The sequence below is a fragment of the Micromonospora chersina genome, assembly GCF_900091475.1.
GTDB classification, from domain to species: Bacteria; Actinomycetota; Actinomycetes; order Mycobacteriales; family Micromonosporaceae; genus Micromonospora; species Micromonospora chersina.
In genome coordinates this window covers 4,676,049-4,690,281 of sequence record NZ_FMIB01000002.1, presented here as the reverse complement: position 1 = coordinate 4,690,281, position 14,233 = coordinate 4,676,049, and the positions used below count along the sequence as shown (strand labels likewise).

13 protein-coding genes are annotated in these 14,233 nt (G+C 73.8%); 5 read left to right on the top strand and 8 right to left on the bottom strand.

The window, feature by feature from the left end; all coding sequences use genetic code 11:
• Positions 1-34 precede the first annotated feature (34 nt).
• From GA0070603_RS21775 to GA0070603_RS21765, 3 genes are read right to left on the bottom strand one after another with little or no spacing between them, the layout of a single operon-like run.
• Positions 35-1,084 (bottom strand): type III polyketide synthase, encoded by a 1,050-nt coding sequence (locus tag GA0070603_RS21775; protein WP_091317183.1) that lies wholly within the window; start codon positions 1,082-1,084, stop codon positions 35-37.
• Positions 1,085-1,124: 40 nt separating this feature from the next.
• The gene (locus GA0070603_RS21770; RefSeq protein ID WP_091317181.1) at positions 1,125-2,291 is read right to left on the bottom strand and encodes an acyl-CoA dehydrogenase family protein; all 1,167 of its coding nucleotides are present in this window, start codon (positions 2,289-2,291) and stop codon (positions 1,125-1,127) included.
• 43 nt (positions 2,292-2,334) lie between these two features.
• On the bottom strand, positions 2,335-3,090 hold the full coding sequence (locus GA0070603_RS21765) for a methyltransferase domain-containing protein (RefSeq protein ID WP_091317178.1): 756 nt from the start codon (positions 3,088-3,090) through the stop codon (positions 2,335-2,337).
• Positions 3,091-3,135: 45 nt separating this feature from the next.
• On the opposite strand from GA0070603_RS21765, the gene GA0070603_RS21760 reads away from it, so the two are divergent.
• The 4 genes from GA0070603_RS21760 to disA all read left to right on the top strand — a co-directional run bounded on the left by GA0070603_RS21760 (position 3,136) and on the right by disA (position 7,817).
• Positions 3,136-3,975, top strand: coding sequence for a UbiA family prenyltransferase (locus GA0070603_RS21760; RefSeq protein ID WP_091317118.1), 840 nt, complete (start codon positions 3,136-3,138; stop codon positions 3,973-3,975).
• A gap of 141 nt (positions 3,976-4,116) precedes the next feature.
• The gene (locus tag GA0070603_RS21755) at positions 4,117-4,932 is read left to right on the top strand and encodes a putative periplasmic lipoprotein (RefSeq protein ID WP_091317116.1); all 816 of its coding nucleotides are present in this window, start codon (positions 4,117-4,119) and stop codon (positions 4,930-4,932) included.
• Positions 4,933-5,038: 106 nt separating this feature from the next.
• Positions 5,039-6,490, top strand: a complete 1,452-nt coding sequence (gene radA / locus GA0070603_RS21750; RefSeq protein WP_091317113.1) for a DNA repair protein RadA — start codon at positions 5,039-5,041, stop codon at positions 6,488-6,490.
• Between the two features lie 142 nt (positions 6,491-6,632).
• Positions 6,633-7,817 (top strand): DNA integrity scanning diadenylate cyclase DisA, encoded by a 1,185-nt coding sequence (disA, locus tag GA0070603_RS21745; protein ID WP_091322179.1) that lies wholly within the window; start codon positions 6,633-6,635, stop codon positions 7,815-7,817.
• A 6-nt stretch (positions 7,818-7,823) separates the two neighbouring features.
• Here disA and GA0070603_RS21740 read toward each other — a convergent pair whose 3' ends face one another.
• The 3 genes from GA0070603_RS21740 to GA0070603_RS21730 form a co-directional block, all read right to left on the bottom strand.
• Entirely contained in the window at positions 7,824-8,576 is a 753-nt protein-coding gene (locus GA0070603_RS21740; RefSeq protein WP_091317110.1) for a hypothetical protein, read from the bottom strand.
• Positions 8,577-8,682: 106 nt separating this feature from the next.
• Positions 8,683-9,246, bottom strand: coding sequence for a peptide deformylase (locus GA0070603_RS21735; RefSeq protein ID WP_091317107.1), 564 nt, complete (start codon positions 9,244-9,246; stop codon positions 8,683-8,685).
• The gene (locus tag GA0070603_RS21730) at positions 9,243-9,755 is read right to left on the bottom strand and encodes a glycine cleavage system transcriptional repressor (RefSeq protein WP_091317104.1); all 513 of its coding nucleotides are present in this window, start codon (positions 9,753-9,755) and stop codon (positions 9,243-9,245) included. Before GA0070603_RS21730 ends, GA0070603_RS21735 begins: the two co-directional genes overlap by 4 nt.
• Before the next feature lie 96 nt (positions 9,756-9,851).
• Between GA0070603_RS21730 and GA0070603_RS21725 the strand changes: the two genes are divergently transcribed.
• Positions 9,852-10,757, top strand: a complete 906-nt coding sequence (locus GA0070603_RS21725; protein ID WP_091317101.1) for an HhH-GPD family protein — start codon at positions 9,852-9,854, stop codon at positions 10,755-10,757.
• 86 nt (positions 10,758-10,843) lie between these two features.
• Here GA0070603_RS21725 and GA0070603_RS21720 read toward each other — a convergent pair whose 3' ends face one another.
• Positions 10,844-13,381: an ATP-dependent Clp protease ATP-binding subunit gene (locus tag GA0070603_RS21720; RefSeq protein WP_091317099.1), complete on the bottom strand. Its 2,538-nt coding sequence runs from the start codon at positions 13,379-13,381 to the stop codon at positions 10,844-10,846.
• A 482-nt stretch (positions 13,382-13,863) separates the two neighbouring features.
• A complete protein-coding gene (locus GA0070603_RS21715; RefSeq protein ID WP_091317097.1) occupies positions 13,864-14,214 on the bottom strand; it encodes a histone-like nucleoid-structuring protein Lsr2 in 351 nt (116 codons plus the stop codon).
• Positions 14,215-14,233 lie beyond the last annotated feature (19 nt).

Here is a 14,233-nt window from a genome sequence, read left to right as displayed (position 1 = left end):
AGCGTATCGGCGCGCGGCGGCGGCCACCGTCCCGTCAGCCGGTGCGCTCCAGCAGGGCCGCGTAGAGCGTGAGGCCCGGGCCGAACGCCAGCATCACGACCCGCCCCGGCGGCGTCTCCGCCCGGCCCAGCCGGTCCAGGATCAGCAGCACCGTCGGGGACGAGCAGTTGCCGTGCTCGTCCAGGGTGGCCCGGGACGCCGCGAGCGCATCCGGCGGCAGGGCCAGTTCCCGCTCCACCACGTTGAGGATGCGGGGGCCGCCCGGGTGCACCGCCCAGCCGTCCACCTCGGAACGCTGCCACCCGTGCCGGGCCAGCAGGTCGTCGACCAGCCCCCGCACGTGGCGCGAGAGCACCTGCGGCACCTTCGGGGACAGCCCCATCCGGAAGCCGGTGTCGGTGACGTCCCAGGTCATGTGGTCGGCCGTGGAGGTGTCGGTGACCGAGGTGACCTCGCGCAGCGCGTACCCCCGGCCGCCGGGGACGACCACGGCGGCGACCGCGGCGTCGGAGAAGAGCGCGTGCGAGACGATCTGCTGGGTGTCCACCCGCGCACCCGGCGGCTGGATGTGCAGGCTGGTCAGCTCCGCGCAGAGCAGCAGCGCGGGGCGGCCCCGGGCGGTGACGAAGTCGCTCGCCGCGCCCAGCCCCGGCAGGGCCGCGTAGCAGCCCATGTGCCCGACGAACATGCGCTGCGTGTCCGGCGCCATGCCCAGGTCCCGGGCGAGCAGGATGTCCAGCCCCGGGGTGGCGTACCCGGTGCAGGAGCAGACCACGAAGAGGCCGATGTCACAGGCGTCCAGGCCGGCGGCGGTGAGCGCCCGGCCGACCGCCTCCTTGCCCAGCGGCAGCGCCTCGACCTGGTAGCGCCGCATCCGGCGCTCGGTGGGCCACTCCGAGACGTCCTCCAGCAGCGGGTTCACCGCCGCCTGGCGCCGGGACACCCCGGAGTTGGCGAAGATCCGCTCCGCCAGCGCCCGGGTGGTCCCGGAGAAGTGCTTCGCGAAGAATCCCTCCCACAGCTCGTCCTGCGCGGCGGACGGCGGTTGCGCCGTACCCAGACCCGCGATCACCGGCACGCCCATGTCCCCCACGTCCCCCACCTCTCGTCCCCAACCTGACGCTTCACCAACGAGGCGTCGAGCCGTCACGGTCCGGGTCGCCGCCGAGCGCGGCGATGCCGAGCCAGTCGGCGCAGACGTCGGACGTGGCCGGGTGGAGCGAGCCGCACCGGGCGTCCCGGTAGAGCCGCTCCAACGGATGCCCCCGCCGGGTGGCCGACGTGCCGGCGGCCTCCAGCATGGACGCCGCCACCTCGGCGGCCGTGGTGCCGGCCAGCAGCTTGGCCCGCCACACCCAGCGGTTGGTCTCGGCGTCGCCGGGCGCCTCGTCGACCCGGCGGGCCGCCTCGGCGACCACCAGTTCGGCCGCCGCCACGGCCGCGTCCGCCCGGCCCAGCCGGGCCCGCACCGCCGGCAGGCCGGCCAGGTTGCGCGCGTTCAGGTGCTCGGCGGCGGCGTCGATGGCGGCCCGGGCCACCCCGACGTAGACCGCCGCGTAGCTGGCCACCAGCCAGTGCGGCATGAGCTGGGCGACCACCAGGGCCAGGCCCTCCACCCCGCCGAGCAACCGGTCGGCGGGGACTGTCACGTCCAGGTGCAGGTCGTGCGAGGACGTGGCACGCATGCCCAGCGAGTCCCAGGTGGGCTCGACAGTGATCCCCTCCCCGGCGGGGACCAGGAACTGGGAGACCACCGACTGGTCGGTGGCGCTGCGGGCGGCCACCAGGTAGCCGTCCGGGTGGCCGGCGCCGGAGCAGAAGGTCTTGCTGCCCTTGAGGTGCCAGCCGCCCTCGACCGCCTCGTAGACCGTGCTGAGCTGGGACAGCCGGGCACCGGCGCCGCGCTCGCTCATGGCCACCGCGTACCAGGCGCCCTCGGCCGCCGCGCGGAGCAGGCGGTCCCGGGCGGCAAGCGCCTCGTCCGGTACGCCGAGCGCCTCGGCCAGCTCCTCGGTGACCGCACCCAGCGCGCCGGTGACCGAGGCGTGCATGTTGAACACCAGCGCCGTCGCGCCGTTGCCCCGGGCCAGTTCGGTGGCGACCGCCGCGTACCCGGCGAAGGTGGCGCCCATGCCGCCCAGCTCGCGCGGCACCAGGAGCCCGAACAGGCCGGCCTCCCGGAGGTCGGCGAAGTCGTCGACCGGGAACGAGCCGTCCCGGTCGTGGTCGGCCGCGCGGGCGGCCAGTCGCGGTGCCAACCTGCGGGCCGCCTCCAGCGCGTGCACAGTCATGTAGCCCCCTTCTCGGCGTCCCCTTTACCCCGGGCGGCCCCCGCTACCCGCTCCGGAGCCCGTGGCCCTGGTAGAGCACGGCGGTCGACCAGGTCGGCACGATGCGCGGCTCCCTCCGAACCGGACGGTCGGCACCGCGCCACCGGCGCAGCAGCCAGGCCAGTGTCCCGCCCAGCTCGGGTCGGACCCCGCGCAGCCGCAGCGCCACGCCGTGGCGGGCGCATTCCGCCACCAGCGCGCGGGCGTCCACGAACAACCGTGGATCGTGGATGCCGCGCGGCACGGTGGGCAGCCGCTCGCCGAGCTCCACCGCGACCAGCCGGGCCAGGAGGGTGTCGTTGAGGGTGTCCAGCACCAGCAGCCCGCCCGGCCGCAGCAGCCGGCACGCCTCGGCCACCGCGCGCCGCCAGTCCGGCACGTGCTCCAGCAGCTCACCGGCGGAGACGACGGCGGCGCAGCCGTCCGCGAGCGGGACCGCGGTGGCGTCGCCCTGGACCACCGTCACGCCGTGCGCGGCGGCCTGGTCGAGGGCGGAGCGGGTCAGGTCCACCCCGACGTGCCGGTAGCCCTTGCCGGTCAGGTGCGGGGCGAGCAGCCCGGCGCCGCAGCCGAGGTCGACCAGCAGGGCGTCCCTTTCGGACGCCGGCGGCACCAGGGCCGCGCGGGCCCGGGCCAGCCAGTGCAGCATCGCGAACGCGCCGTCCGGTCGCCACCACTCGCCGGCCAGGTCGTCGTACTGGCGGGGATCGTTGGGCGGCAGCACCCGGGGCGGGGTGGACACCGGGGCCGCGTTCCGCATGGACCGAGCGTGGCACGACTCCCCGGTAACGACCAGACTTCCCTTATGTCGATGTCGGTGTTAGGGCTGGTCAGGGCGAGCCATCCGGAACCGGCCGCCGCGGTGACCGTGGTGGCCGCGCTGCTCGCCCGGGGCGTCGGGCACGACCCTGCCGGCATCACCGTCGTCGCGCTCACGGTGCTGGCCAGCCAGCTCACCGTGGGCTGGAGCAACGACCTGATCGACGCCGACCGGGACGCCACGGTGGGGCGTACCGACAAGCCGGTGACCACCGGCGCGGTCTCCCGGCGGGCCCTGGCCCGCGCCACCGTGCCGGCCGCCGTCGCCACCCCGCTGCTGGCGCTGGCCACCGGACCGGCGGCGGCGCTCTGCGCCACGCTCGGCCTGGTCTCGGCACTGCTCTACAACTGGCCGCTGAAGTCGACACCGGTCTCGGTGCTGCCGTACGCGGTCTCGTTCGGCGCGCTGCCCGCCTTCGTGGTGCTGGCCCTGCCGGGCGCGCCCGCGCCCCCGGTCTGGCTGGTCGCGGCCGCCGCGCTGCTGGGCGCCGGGGCGCACTTCGCCAACGTGCTGCCCGACCTGGCCGACGACGCCCGGACCGGGGTGCGCGGGCTGCCCCACCGGCTGGGACCCACGGGCAGCCGGACGGCCGCCGCCGGGCTGCTCCTCGCGGCCACCGTCGCGCTGGTTCTGGGGCCGCCCGGGCCGCCGTCGTGGGCCGGGCTGTCGGCGGTCGCCGCCGCCGTCGGCGTGCCGGCCGTCGGTTGGTACGCCGGACGCACCGCGGCCGGGGCCGGCGTCCGGCAGGTCGCCGCCTTCCGCGCGGTGCTGGTGGTGGCGCTCATCGATGTGGTCCTGCTGGTGGCGAGCGGCCGGGTGGTCTGACGGTTCCCCACGAAGGTGGCATTACCGGGTCGGCGTGCGGGCCTCGATCAGCTCCAACTACCCTGGAGCGCGGTCTGCGCGGGTATGGCCACCCCGTGTCCGGCGTCCCGCCGGGTGGGGATCGTGACGAGGAGGACCGACGTGACGCGCTCGATCAGGGGTTCCGGGCGGGCGGCCCTGCTGCTGGCCGGCACGGCGGCGGCGACGAGCCTGCTGCTGTCCGGGTGTGGCGCCGGCCAGGTGGCCGAGACCGCCAACAAGATCCCGTCGGTGCAGGGCGTCAACGTCCAGACCCCCGACAACCTCTACAAGGTGCGCGGCCTCTACGTGGAGTTCCCCGGCCCCGAGGGTTACAAGTCCGGCGCCAACGCGCGGCTGAACGCGGTCATCTACAACGACAGCGAGCAGCCGGTGACCGTGACCGTCACCACCGACGGCGCCCGGGAGATCGTGCTGAGCGGCGCCGGGGCGGGCAGCGAGGCGGCCACCCCGACCGGCTCGCCGACCGAGCCGGCGTCCGCGTCGCCCACGGCGACCGACCCGAGCGCCTCGCCCAGCCAGTCGCTCGGCACCGGCGAGTCCCCGTCGGCGAGCGGCTCCGCCTCGGCCAGCGGGTCCGCCTCGGCGAACCCGTCGCCGTCGGCCAGCGAGTCGGCGCCGGCCGGTCAGCCGGCCCGGATCGAGATCCCGGCCAACAGCTACATCCAGCTCACCGGCAGCAGCCCGCGGTTCCTCCAGCTCGTCGGCCTGAACCAGAGCCTGCGCGTCGGCCAGCCGGTCAACCTGACCTTCGACTTCGGCGGCGGCAAGGTCATCAAGACCGGCGCGGCGGTCGGCGTCCCGCTGACCCCGGCCGCACCGCCCTCGCCGGTGGTGCAGCCCCGTGAGGAGGAGGGCGGCGCCGGCCACCCGGGCGGCCTGATCGAGGGCGGCACCGAGGGCGGCAACCACAGCTGACGCCCGACCCAGCTCCGACGGCACCGCCGGTGTGGCCAGCGCCACGCCCGGCGGTGTCGCCGTTTCCGGGTGGGCTTTCGTCGTACCGTCCGGTTAGCGTCCTGGGGTGAGCACGCCCCGATCGACCTCCCCCCGCGCCACCGCCGGCCGCGCCCGCACCACCGCCAAGGAGCCGCGCCCGGCCTACGAGTGCGACGCCTGCGGCCACCAGCCCCCCAAGTGGGTCGGGCGCTGCCCGGAGTGCGGCGAGTGGGGCTCGGTGGTCGAGTGCACGGTGACCGGCCCGCTGGTGTCCGGCCGGGTGGTCAGCTCCCGGATGCCCGCCGAGCCGGCCCGCCCGATCGCCACCATCAGCGCCGCGCCCGCCCGGGCCCGCGCCACCGGGGTCAGCGAGCTCGACCGGGTGCTCGGCGGCGGCCTGGTCCCCGGCGCGGTGGTGTTGCTCGCCGGCGAGCCCGGGGTCGGCAAGTCCACACTGCTGCTCGACGTCGCCCAGCAGTGGGCGGCCAACTCGGGCAGCCCGTCGCTGGTGGTCAGCGGCGAGGAGTCGGTCAGCCAGGTGCGGCTGCGCGCCGAGCGCATGGGCACCCTGCACGATCAGCTCTACCTGGCCGCCGAGAGCGACCTGTCGGCGGTGCTCGGGCACCTCGACGCGGTCAAGCCGGGTCTGCTGGTGCTCGACTCGGTGCAGACCATCTCCACGACCGGCACCGAGGGCGTGCCGGGCGGGGTGACCCAGGTCCGGGCGGTCACCGCGGCCCTGGTCGCGGTCGCCAAGGAACGCGGCATCGCCACCGTGCTGGTCGGGCACGTCACCAAGGACGGGCAGGTCGCCGGCCCCCGGGTGCTGGAGCACCTGGTCGACGTGGTGCTGCACTTCGAGGGCGACAAGCACTCCTCCCTGCGCATGGTCCGCGGGGTGAAGAACCGGTTCGGCGCGGCCGACGAGGTGGGCTGCTTCGAGATGCACGAGGGCGGCATCAGCAGCCTGGCCGACCCGTCCGGCCTGTTCCTGACCCGTTACTCCGAGCCGGTGCCGGGCACCTGCGTGACGGTGGCCATGGAGGGGCGGCGTGCCCTGGTCACCGAGGTGCAGGCGCTGATCGGCGCCACGGTCGCCGGCTCCCCCCGGCGCACGGTCTCCGGGCTGGACGGCGCCCGGCTGGCCATGGTGCTCGCGGTGCTCCAGCGCCGCACCGAGCGGCTCACCCTGCACGACCGCGAGGTCTTCGCCGCCACGGTGGGCGGCATCCGGGTGGTCGAGCCGGCGGCCGACCTGGCGGTGGCGCTGGCGGTCGCCTCGGGCGGGCTCAACCTGGCCCTCAACCCGCAATTGGTGGCCATCGGCGAGGTCGGGCTCACCGGCGAGGTCCGCCGGGTCGGGGCGGTTCCCCGCCGGCTCGCCGAGGCGGCCCGCCTCGGCTTCCGGTTCGCCCTGGTGCCGCCCGGCTGCGGGCCCGGCAGCAGCGGGGTGGTGGCCCCGGAGAACATGCGGGTGACGGAGGTCACCGACGTCCGGGCGGCCCTCCAGGCTGCCGCCCGCGCGTCGGCCGAGTGACGGTCCGTAGGCGTGCGGGGGGACCGGCCGGGCGATTCCGGACACCCGGCGCAGCGCGTCGGCGACCGGGGGAGCCGGACATCGTGACACATCACAGTAACCACGAGAGCACCCACCGCAGGGCAGTCCGTAGACTGTGCCCGTGCCGATCGACCGCGATGCCACCAAGCCCGCCGCGGCGACGCCGCACGCCCGCACCGGCGCCGTGGGCTCCCCCGCCCGTGCCATCAGCGTGAGCGTCACCGGAAACGTCGGCGGGGCCGGCGGCGACCCGCTGCGGGCCAACCTCGCCCTCATGGCACCGGGCACCGCGCTCCGCGACGGCCTGGAGCGGATCCTCCGCGGCCGCACCGGCGCGCTGATCGTGCTCGGCTACGACAAGGTCGTCGAGCAGATCTGCACCGGCGGCTTCCCGCTCGACGTCGAGTTCTCCGCGACCCGGGTCCGCGAGCTGTGCAAGATGGACGGGGCCGTGGTGCTCTCCAGCGACGGCACCCGCATCGTCCGGGCCGCCGTGCACCTCATGCCCGACCCGTCGATCCCCACCGAGGAGTCCGGCACCCGCCACCGCACCGCCGAGCGGGTGGCCCGGCAGACCGGCTACCCGGTGATCTCGGTCAGCCAGTCCATGCGGATCATCAGCCTCTACGTCAACGGCCAGCGGCACGTGCTGGACGACTCGGCGGCGATCCTCTCCCGGGCCAACCAGGCGCTGGCCACCCTCGAGCGCTACAAGCTCCGGCTGGACGAGGTCTCCGGCACGCTCTCCGCCCTGGAGATCGAGGACCTGGTCACCGTCCGCGACGCGGTGGCCGTGGTGCAGCGGCTGGAGATGGTCCGCCGCATCGCCGACGAGATCGCCGGCTACGTGGTCGAGCTGGGCACCGACGGCCGGCTCCTCGCCCTCCAGCTCGACGAGCTCATGGCCGGCGTGGACGCCGACCGCACCCTGGTCATCCGGGACTACCTGCCGGTCGGCCGGAAGTCGCGCACCCTCGACGAGGCCCTTGTCGAGCTCGACCTGCTCAGCGCCACCGAGCTGATCGACCTGGTCGCGGTGGCCAAGGCGATCGGCTACCCGTCGGCCTCCGACGCGCTCGACGCCGCGGTGAGCCCGCGCGGCTTCCGCCTGCTGGCCAAGGTGCCCCGGCTCCCCGCAGCCGTGGTCGACCGGCTGGTGGTGCACTTCGGCAGCCTCCAGCGGCTGCTCGGCGCGACAGTGGAGGACCTCCAGGCGGTCGAGGGGGTGGGCGACGCCCGCGCCCGGGGCGTACGCGAGGGGCTGTCCCGCCTCGCCGAGGCGTCCATCCTGGAGCGCTACGTCTGACCGGCGTCAGCCGGTGATGGTCAGCTTCACCGGCTCGCTGAGCTTGGTGCCCACCCGCGCGAAGACCTGGTAGGTGCCGATCGGGGCGTACGGGCCGGCGGCCAGGCCGTTGGCGCACTTGCTCACGTCGCGGCCGTTCCAGCCCAGCTCGTAGGAGCGCTCGAAGTTCGGCGTGAACGACTGCACGTCCGAGCCCTTGCCGGTGCCGCAGGTGTCCGAGGACCAGATCTTCTCGGCGCCGGCCTTGACGTAGAGCTCCTGGAGGTCGGCGCCCACGTCCCGGCTGCACGTGCGGTCAGAGATGTTCTTGATTTTGAGGCGCAGGGTGACGACCGTGCCCCGCTGGGCGGTGGCCGGCACCGCCACCGGGGTCACCCGGATCTCCGAGTCGGCGCAGGTGCCGACGTCGGCCACCGGGGCGGCCGGCGCGCCACCGTCGTTCGTGCCGGTGCCGCCGCCGTTGGTCGTCCCAGTGCCGCCGCCGTTGGTCGTCCCGCTGCCGTCACCCGTCCCGCTGCCGCCGCCCGAGTCGCCCGCGCTGGGCGACGGGCTGGTGGACTGCGGGGTCAGCAGCGAGCCGGTCGATCCCGGAGCGGCCGTTTTGCTCGGTGACACGCCGCCGCCGGACCCACCGGTGTTCTGGTCGTTCCCGGAGCAGGAATAGAGCACAACGATCACGAAGAGCAGCACGGCGCCGAGTACGACGGCTCGACGCCGCCAGTACACGGTGGGAGACAGAGGGCCGACCGTCAGACGCATGATGCGTTCACCGTAGCGGCGCGACGCCCGACCCGCTGGCGCGACGCGCCGGTGACCCTTCGCCCGGCCCCGCCGGCACTCCACAGTGGATGCGGATCACGGCGGCTCAGAGGTAGACCTTGCGCTGGTAGACGGCGTGCGCCCCGGCCACCCGGTCGAGGAAGAGCAGGCCGGCGCAGTGGTCGATCTCGTGCTGGAGCGCCCGCGCCTCGAACCCGTCGGTGACCAGCCGCACCGGGTCGCCGGTGCCCGGCAGCACGCCCTCCACCACCAGGCGGCTGGCGCGCTTCACGTCGCCGGTCAGGTCGGGCACCGACATGCAGCCCTCCCGCCCGGCCTTCCAGCGGCTCGCCTCCACCACTGTGGCGTTGCAGAGCACGAAGGTGCCGTGCACGGTGACCGCCTTCGGGTGCCCGGTCACGTCCACGGCGAACACCTGGGCGCTCACCCCGACCTGCGGCGCGGCCAGGCCCACGCAGCCCGGCGACACCCGCATGGTGGCGACCAGGTCGGCGGCGAGCCGCACCACCTCGGCCGAGGTCGGGTCGACCTCCGGCCCGGGCCGGCTGAGCACCGGATCGGGCGCGGCCACCACCGCGCGTACCTCGCCGGCGAGGCCGAGCTTCTCCGGGGTCCAGCCGCCCAGGCCGGCGTACTCCTCCGCCGTCACAGCAGGTCCGTGTCCGCGGGGCGGAGGCTGACCCCGACGCCCAGCTCGGCGGCGGTACGGGCGAGCCGGCCGGCCACCTCGTCGGCGCTGCCAGGCGGCAGGTCGACCTCGGCGACCACCACGTAGAGGGAACCGGTCAGCCGGGTGCTCAGGTCGGTCACGTTGCCGCCCGCGTCGGTCAGCACCCGGGTCATGGCCGCCACGATGCCCATCCGGTCAGCGCCGTGTACGGCCATCACGTACGGCTCGCCGGCGGGCGCGGCCTGCCCGTCGGGGGTGACCGCGCGTACGGTGGCCAGGAGCTGACCCTCGGCGGCGAGCGGGGCCAGCGCGGCCTCGACGTCGGCGGCGGCCGGGCCGACGCAGATCAGGGTCATCGCGAAGTGTCCCCGCAACCGGGTCATCGTGGAGTCGGTGAGGTTCGCGCCCAGCCGCGCGAGGACCTCGGCGACGTCGGCCACGATGCCCGGCCGGTCCCGGCCGATGACGGTGATCGCGAGCTCGTTCATCCGGACATTCTGCCCGGTCACCGCCGGTCCGCCGCGACGGGCCGCCCGCCCCGCCCAACCTGCGGGAAAGCGGCCCGTGACATCATCGGCGGCGCCATGACTGAGCCCACCTTCGCCACCCTGGTCAGCCGCTGGTACGAGCGCAACGCCCGCGACCTGCCCTGGCGCGAGCCCGGCGTCGGCGCCTGGGCGATCCTGGTCAGCGAGGTCATGCTCCAGCAGACGCCGGTGGTGCGGGTGCTGCCCGCCTGGGAGGCGTGGCTGACCCGCTGGCCGACCCCTGCCGCGCTGGCCGGGGACAGCCCGGCCGAGGCGATCCGGATGTGGGGTCGCCTCGGCTATCCCCGCCGTGCGGTACGCCTGCGCGACTGCGCGGTCGCCATCGTGGAACGGCACGGCGGTGAGGTGCCGGACCGGCTCGACCACCTGCTGGCGCTGCCCGGGGTCGGCACGTACACGGCCCGGGCGGTCGCGGCCTTCGCGTACGGGCAGCGGCACCCGGTGGTGGACACCAACGTGCGGCGGGTGGTGTGCCGCGCGATCGCCGGCGAGCCCGACGCCGGCCCGGCCACCCGCCCCGCCGACCTGGTCGCCACCGAGGAACTGCTGCCCGTCGAGCCGGCCGCGGCGGCGCTGGCCAGCGCGGCGTTCATGGAACTCGGGGCGGTGGTCTGCACTGCCCGCGCCCCGCGCTGCGCGGTGTGCCCGGTCGAGTCGGTCTGCGCCTGGCGGGCCTCCGGCCAGGTGGCCCCGGCCGGGCCGACCCGCCGCCCCCAGCGCTACGCCGGCACCGACCGACAGGTGCGTGGCCTGCTCCTCGCCGTGCTGCGCGACGCTCCCGGGCCGGTGCCGCACCAGCGGCTGGACCAGGTCTGGCACGACGACGTGCAGCGGGCCCGGGCCCTCGCCGGGCTGGTCACCGACGGCCTGGTCGAGCCCGTCGGCGAGGAGTCCTTCCGGCTGGTCGGTGACGGCCCGCCGGTCCCGCTCCCCCGCCCCTGATCCACCCGACCTCCGGGCACGGAAAAGGCGACGGCCCCGGCGGCTCTCGCCTGCCGGGGCCGTCGCCCTCGATCAGTTGCCCGAACTCACGCGGCGTCGTCCGCGCCCGTGGCGGCGGTGCCGCCGAGGTCCGCCGGAACCGCGTCCGGCACGGCCACCGGCCGGTCGGCGCCCCGGAAGACGAGCTTGGACTTGTCGATGTTGTCGGGGTCGCCCTCGCAGTCCACCACCACGATCTGACCCGGGGTCAGCTCGTTGAAGAGGATCCGCTCGGACAGGTTGTCCTCGATGTCGCGCTGGATCGTGCGACGCAGCGGCCGCGCGCCCAGCACCGGGTCGAAGCCCTTCTTCGCCAGGTACTTCTTGGCGTTGTCGGTCAGCTCCAGGCCCATGTCCTTGTTCTTCAGCTGCGTCTCGATCCGGGCGATCATGATGTCCACGATCGAGAGGATCTCGTTCTCGCGCAGCTGGTGGAAGACGATGGTGTCGTCGATCCGGTTCAGGAACTCGGGCCGGAAGTGCTGCTTGAGCTCGTCGTTGACCTTCTGCTTCATCCGGTCGTAGTTCGACTCGGAGTCCTCAGAGGCCTGGAAGCCCAGCGACACCGCCTTGGCGACGTCCCGCGTGCCGAGGTTGGTGGTCAGGATGATGACCGTGTTCTTGAAGTCCACGATCCGACCCTGGCCGTCGGTGAGGCGCCCGTCCTCCAGGATCTGGAGGAGCGTGTTGAACACGTCCGGGTGGGCCTTCTCGATCTCGTCGAAGAGGACCACCGAGAACGGCCGGCGACGCACCTTCTCGGTCAGCTGCCCGCCCTCGTCGTAGCCGACGTAGCCGGGAGGGGCACCCACCAGCCGGGACACCGTGTACCGGTCGTGGAACTCGGACATGTCCAGCTGGATGAGGGCGTCCTCGCTGCCGAACAGGAACTCGGCGAGCGCCTTGGACAGCTCGGTCTTACCGACGCCGGACGGGCCGGCGAAGATGAACGAGCCGGACGGGCGCTTCGGGTCCTTCAGGCCGGCCCGGGTGCGCCGGATCGCCTTCGAGACCGCCTTGACCGCGTCCTCCTGGCCGATGACGCGCTTGTGCAGCTCGTCCTCCATGCGCAGCAGGCGCGAGGTCTCCTCCTCGGTCAGCTTGTAGACCGGGATGCCGGTCCAGTTGCCGAGCACCTCGGCGATCTGCTCGTCGTCGACCTCGCTGACGACGTCCAGGTCACCGGCCTTCCACTCCTTCTCCCGCTGGGCCTTCTGCCCGAGGAGCTGCTTCTCCTTGTCACGGAGCTGCGCGGCCCGCTCGAAGTCCTGCGCGTCGATCGCGGACTCCTTGTCGCGGCGGACCTGGGCGATCCGCTCGTCGAAGTCACGCAGGTCTGGCGGCGCGGTCATCCGGCGGATGCGCATCCGGGCGCCGGCCTCGTCGATCAGGTCGATCGCCTTGTCCGGCAGGAAGCGGTCGGAGATGTAGCGGTCGGCCAGGGTGGCCGCCGCGACGAGAGCCGCGTCGGTGATGCTCACCCGGTGGTGCGCCTCGTAGCGGTCCCGCAGGCCCTTGAGGATCTCGATGGTGTGGGCCAGCGACGGCTCACCCACCTGGATCGGCTGGAAGCGGCGCTCGAGAGCGGCGTCCTTCTCCAGGTGCTTGCGGTACTCGTCGAGGGTGGTGGCGCCGATGGTCTGCAGCTCGCCACGGGCCAGCATCGGCTTGAGGATGCTGGCGGCGTCGATCGCGCCCTCGGCGGCACCCGCACCCACGAGGGTGTGGATCTCGTCGATGAACAGGATGATGTCGCCGCGGGTGCGGATCTCCTTGAGCACCTTCTTGAGGCGCTCCTCGAAGTCACCGCGGTAGCGGGAACCGGCGACCAGGGCACCGAGGTCGAGGGTGTAGAGCTGCTTGTCCTTCAGCGTCTCGGGCACCTCGCCCTTGATGATCTTCTGGGACAGCCCCTCCACCACGGCGGTCTTGCCGACGCCGGGCTCACCGATCAGGACCGGGTTGTTCTTGGTGCGGCGGGACAGCACCTGCATGACCCGCTCGATCTCCTTCTCGCGCCCGATGACCGGGTCGAGCTTGCCCTCGCGGGCGGCCTGGGTCAGGTTCCGGCCGAACTGGTCCAGCACGAGGCTGGTCGACGGCGCGGCCTCGCCCGGCGCGGCGCCCGCCGCGGCCGGCTCCTTGCCCTGGTAGCCGGAGAGCAGCTGGATCACCTGCTGGCGGACCCGGTTGAGGTCGGCGCCGAGCTTGACCAGCACCTGGGCGGCGACGCCCTCGCCCTCACGGATCAGGCCGAGCAGGATGTGCTCCGTGCCGATGTAGTTGTGGCCGAGCTGCAGCGCCTCACGCAGCGACAGCTCCAGCACCTTCTTGGCCCGCGGCGTGAACGGGATGTGCCCGCTCGGCGCCTGCTGGCCCTGGCCGATGATCTCCTCGACCTGCTGACGGACGCCCTCGAGGGAGATGCCGAGGCTCTCCAGGGCCTTTGCCGCGACACCCTCACCCTCGTGGATCAGGCCCAGCAGGATGTGCTCCGTACCGATGTAGTTGTGGTTGAGCATCCGGGCCTCTTCCTGGGCCAGGACGACAACCCGTCGCGCTCGGTCGGTGAACCGCTCGAACATGCCCTCGTGCTCCTCACGTGCCGTGCGCCTTGATGGTCAGATCTCGGCGGGGCCGGTGCGCGGACGTCCGGGACGGGCGTCCGTGCCTCCTTACTCTATCGCCGCGGACCGACTCCGCTGAGGTCGTGTGTCCCCGCGAATGGCCGTTCACGCGTCGTTTCTGACAACCGTCCGCGCTCAGGAGGTGTTCCGGTACCCCAGCCTGTACGCGCAGAGCGAAATTCGACCGCCGGTGGAAAAGCCCGGTCGAGGGGCTCGTGCGGGGGCGTCGGCGCCCGGCCGCGGTCTTCCACAACCTGTGGACAGCATCTCCACCGCCTGTGGACAACTCCCGCGGCGGCCGGTTTCTTCCCGGGCCCCGAGGGGCCAGCGGCGCGGCCGGCGCGGACCGGACAGACGGCGCAGCCGGGCCGAAACGGCGACGCCGGCCCGGAGTGGCACTCCGGTCCGGCGTCGTGTCGCCCGCTGCGGGGGTCGTCGGGTCAGTGCCCCGCCTTCGCGTGGTACTCGTCCACGATCTCCTGCGGGATGCGCCCCCGGTCGGAGATGTCCTTGCCGCTCTTCTTGGCCCAGGCCCGGATGGCCTTGTTCTGCTCGCGGTCGGCGGTCGCGCCGCCACGACCCCGCGCCGCCCGGCCACCCACGACCACGCCGCCGCGACCGACCTTCGTGCCGTGCGCGATGTACTGCGCGAATACGTCACGCAATTTTTCAGCGTTGGAAGCGGAGAGGTCGATCTCGTACTGCACACCGTCGAGCGCGAACTTGACGGTCTCGTCAGCGTCCCCGCCGTCCAGGTCATCGACCAGCTTGTGAATGATCTGCTTGGCCACGTCCTACATTCCTTTCGAG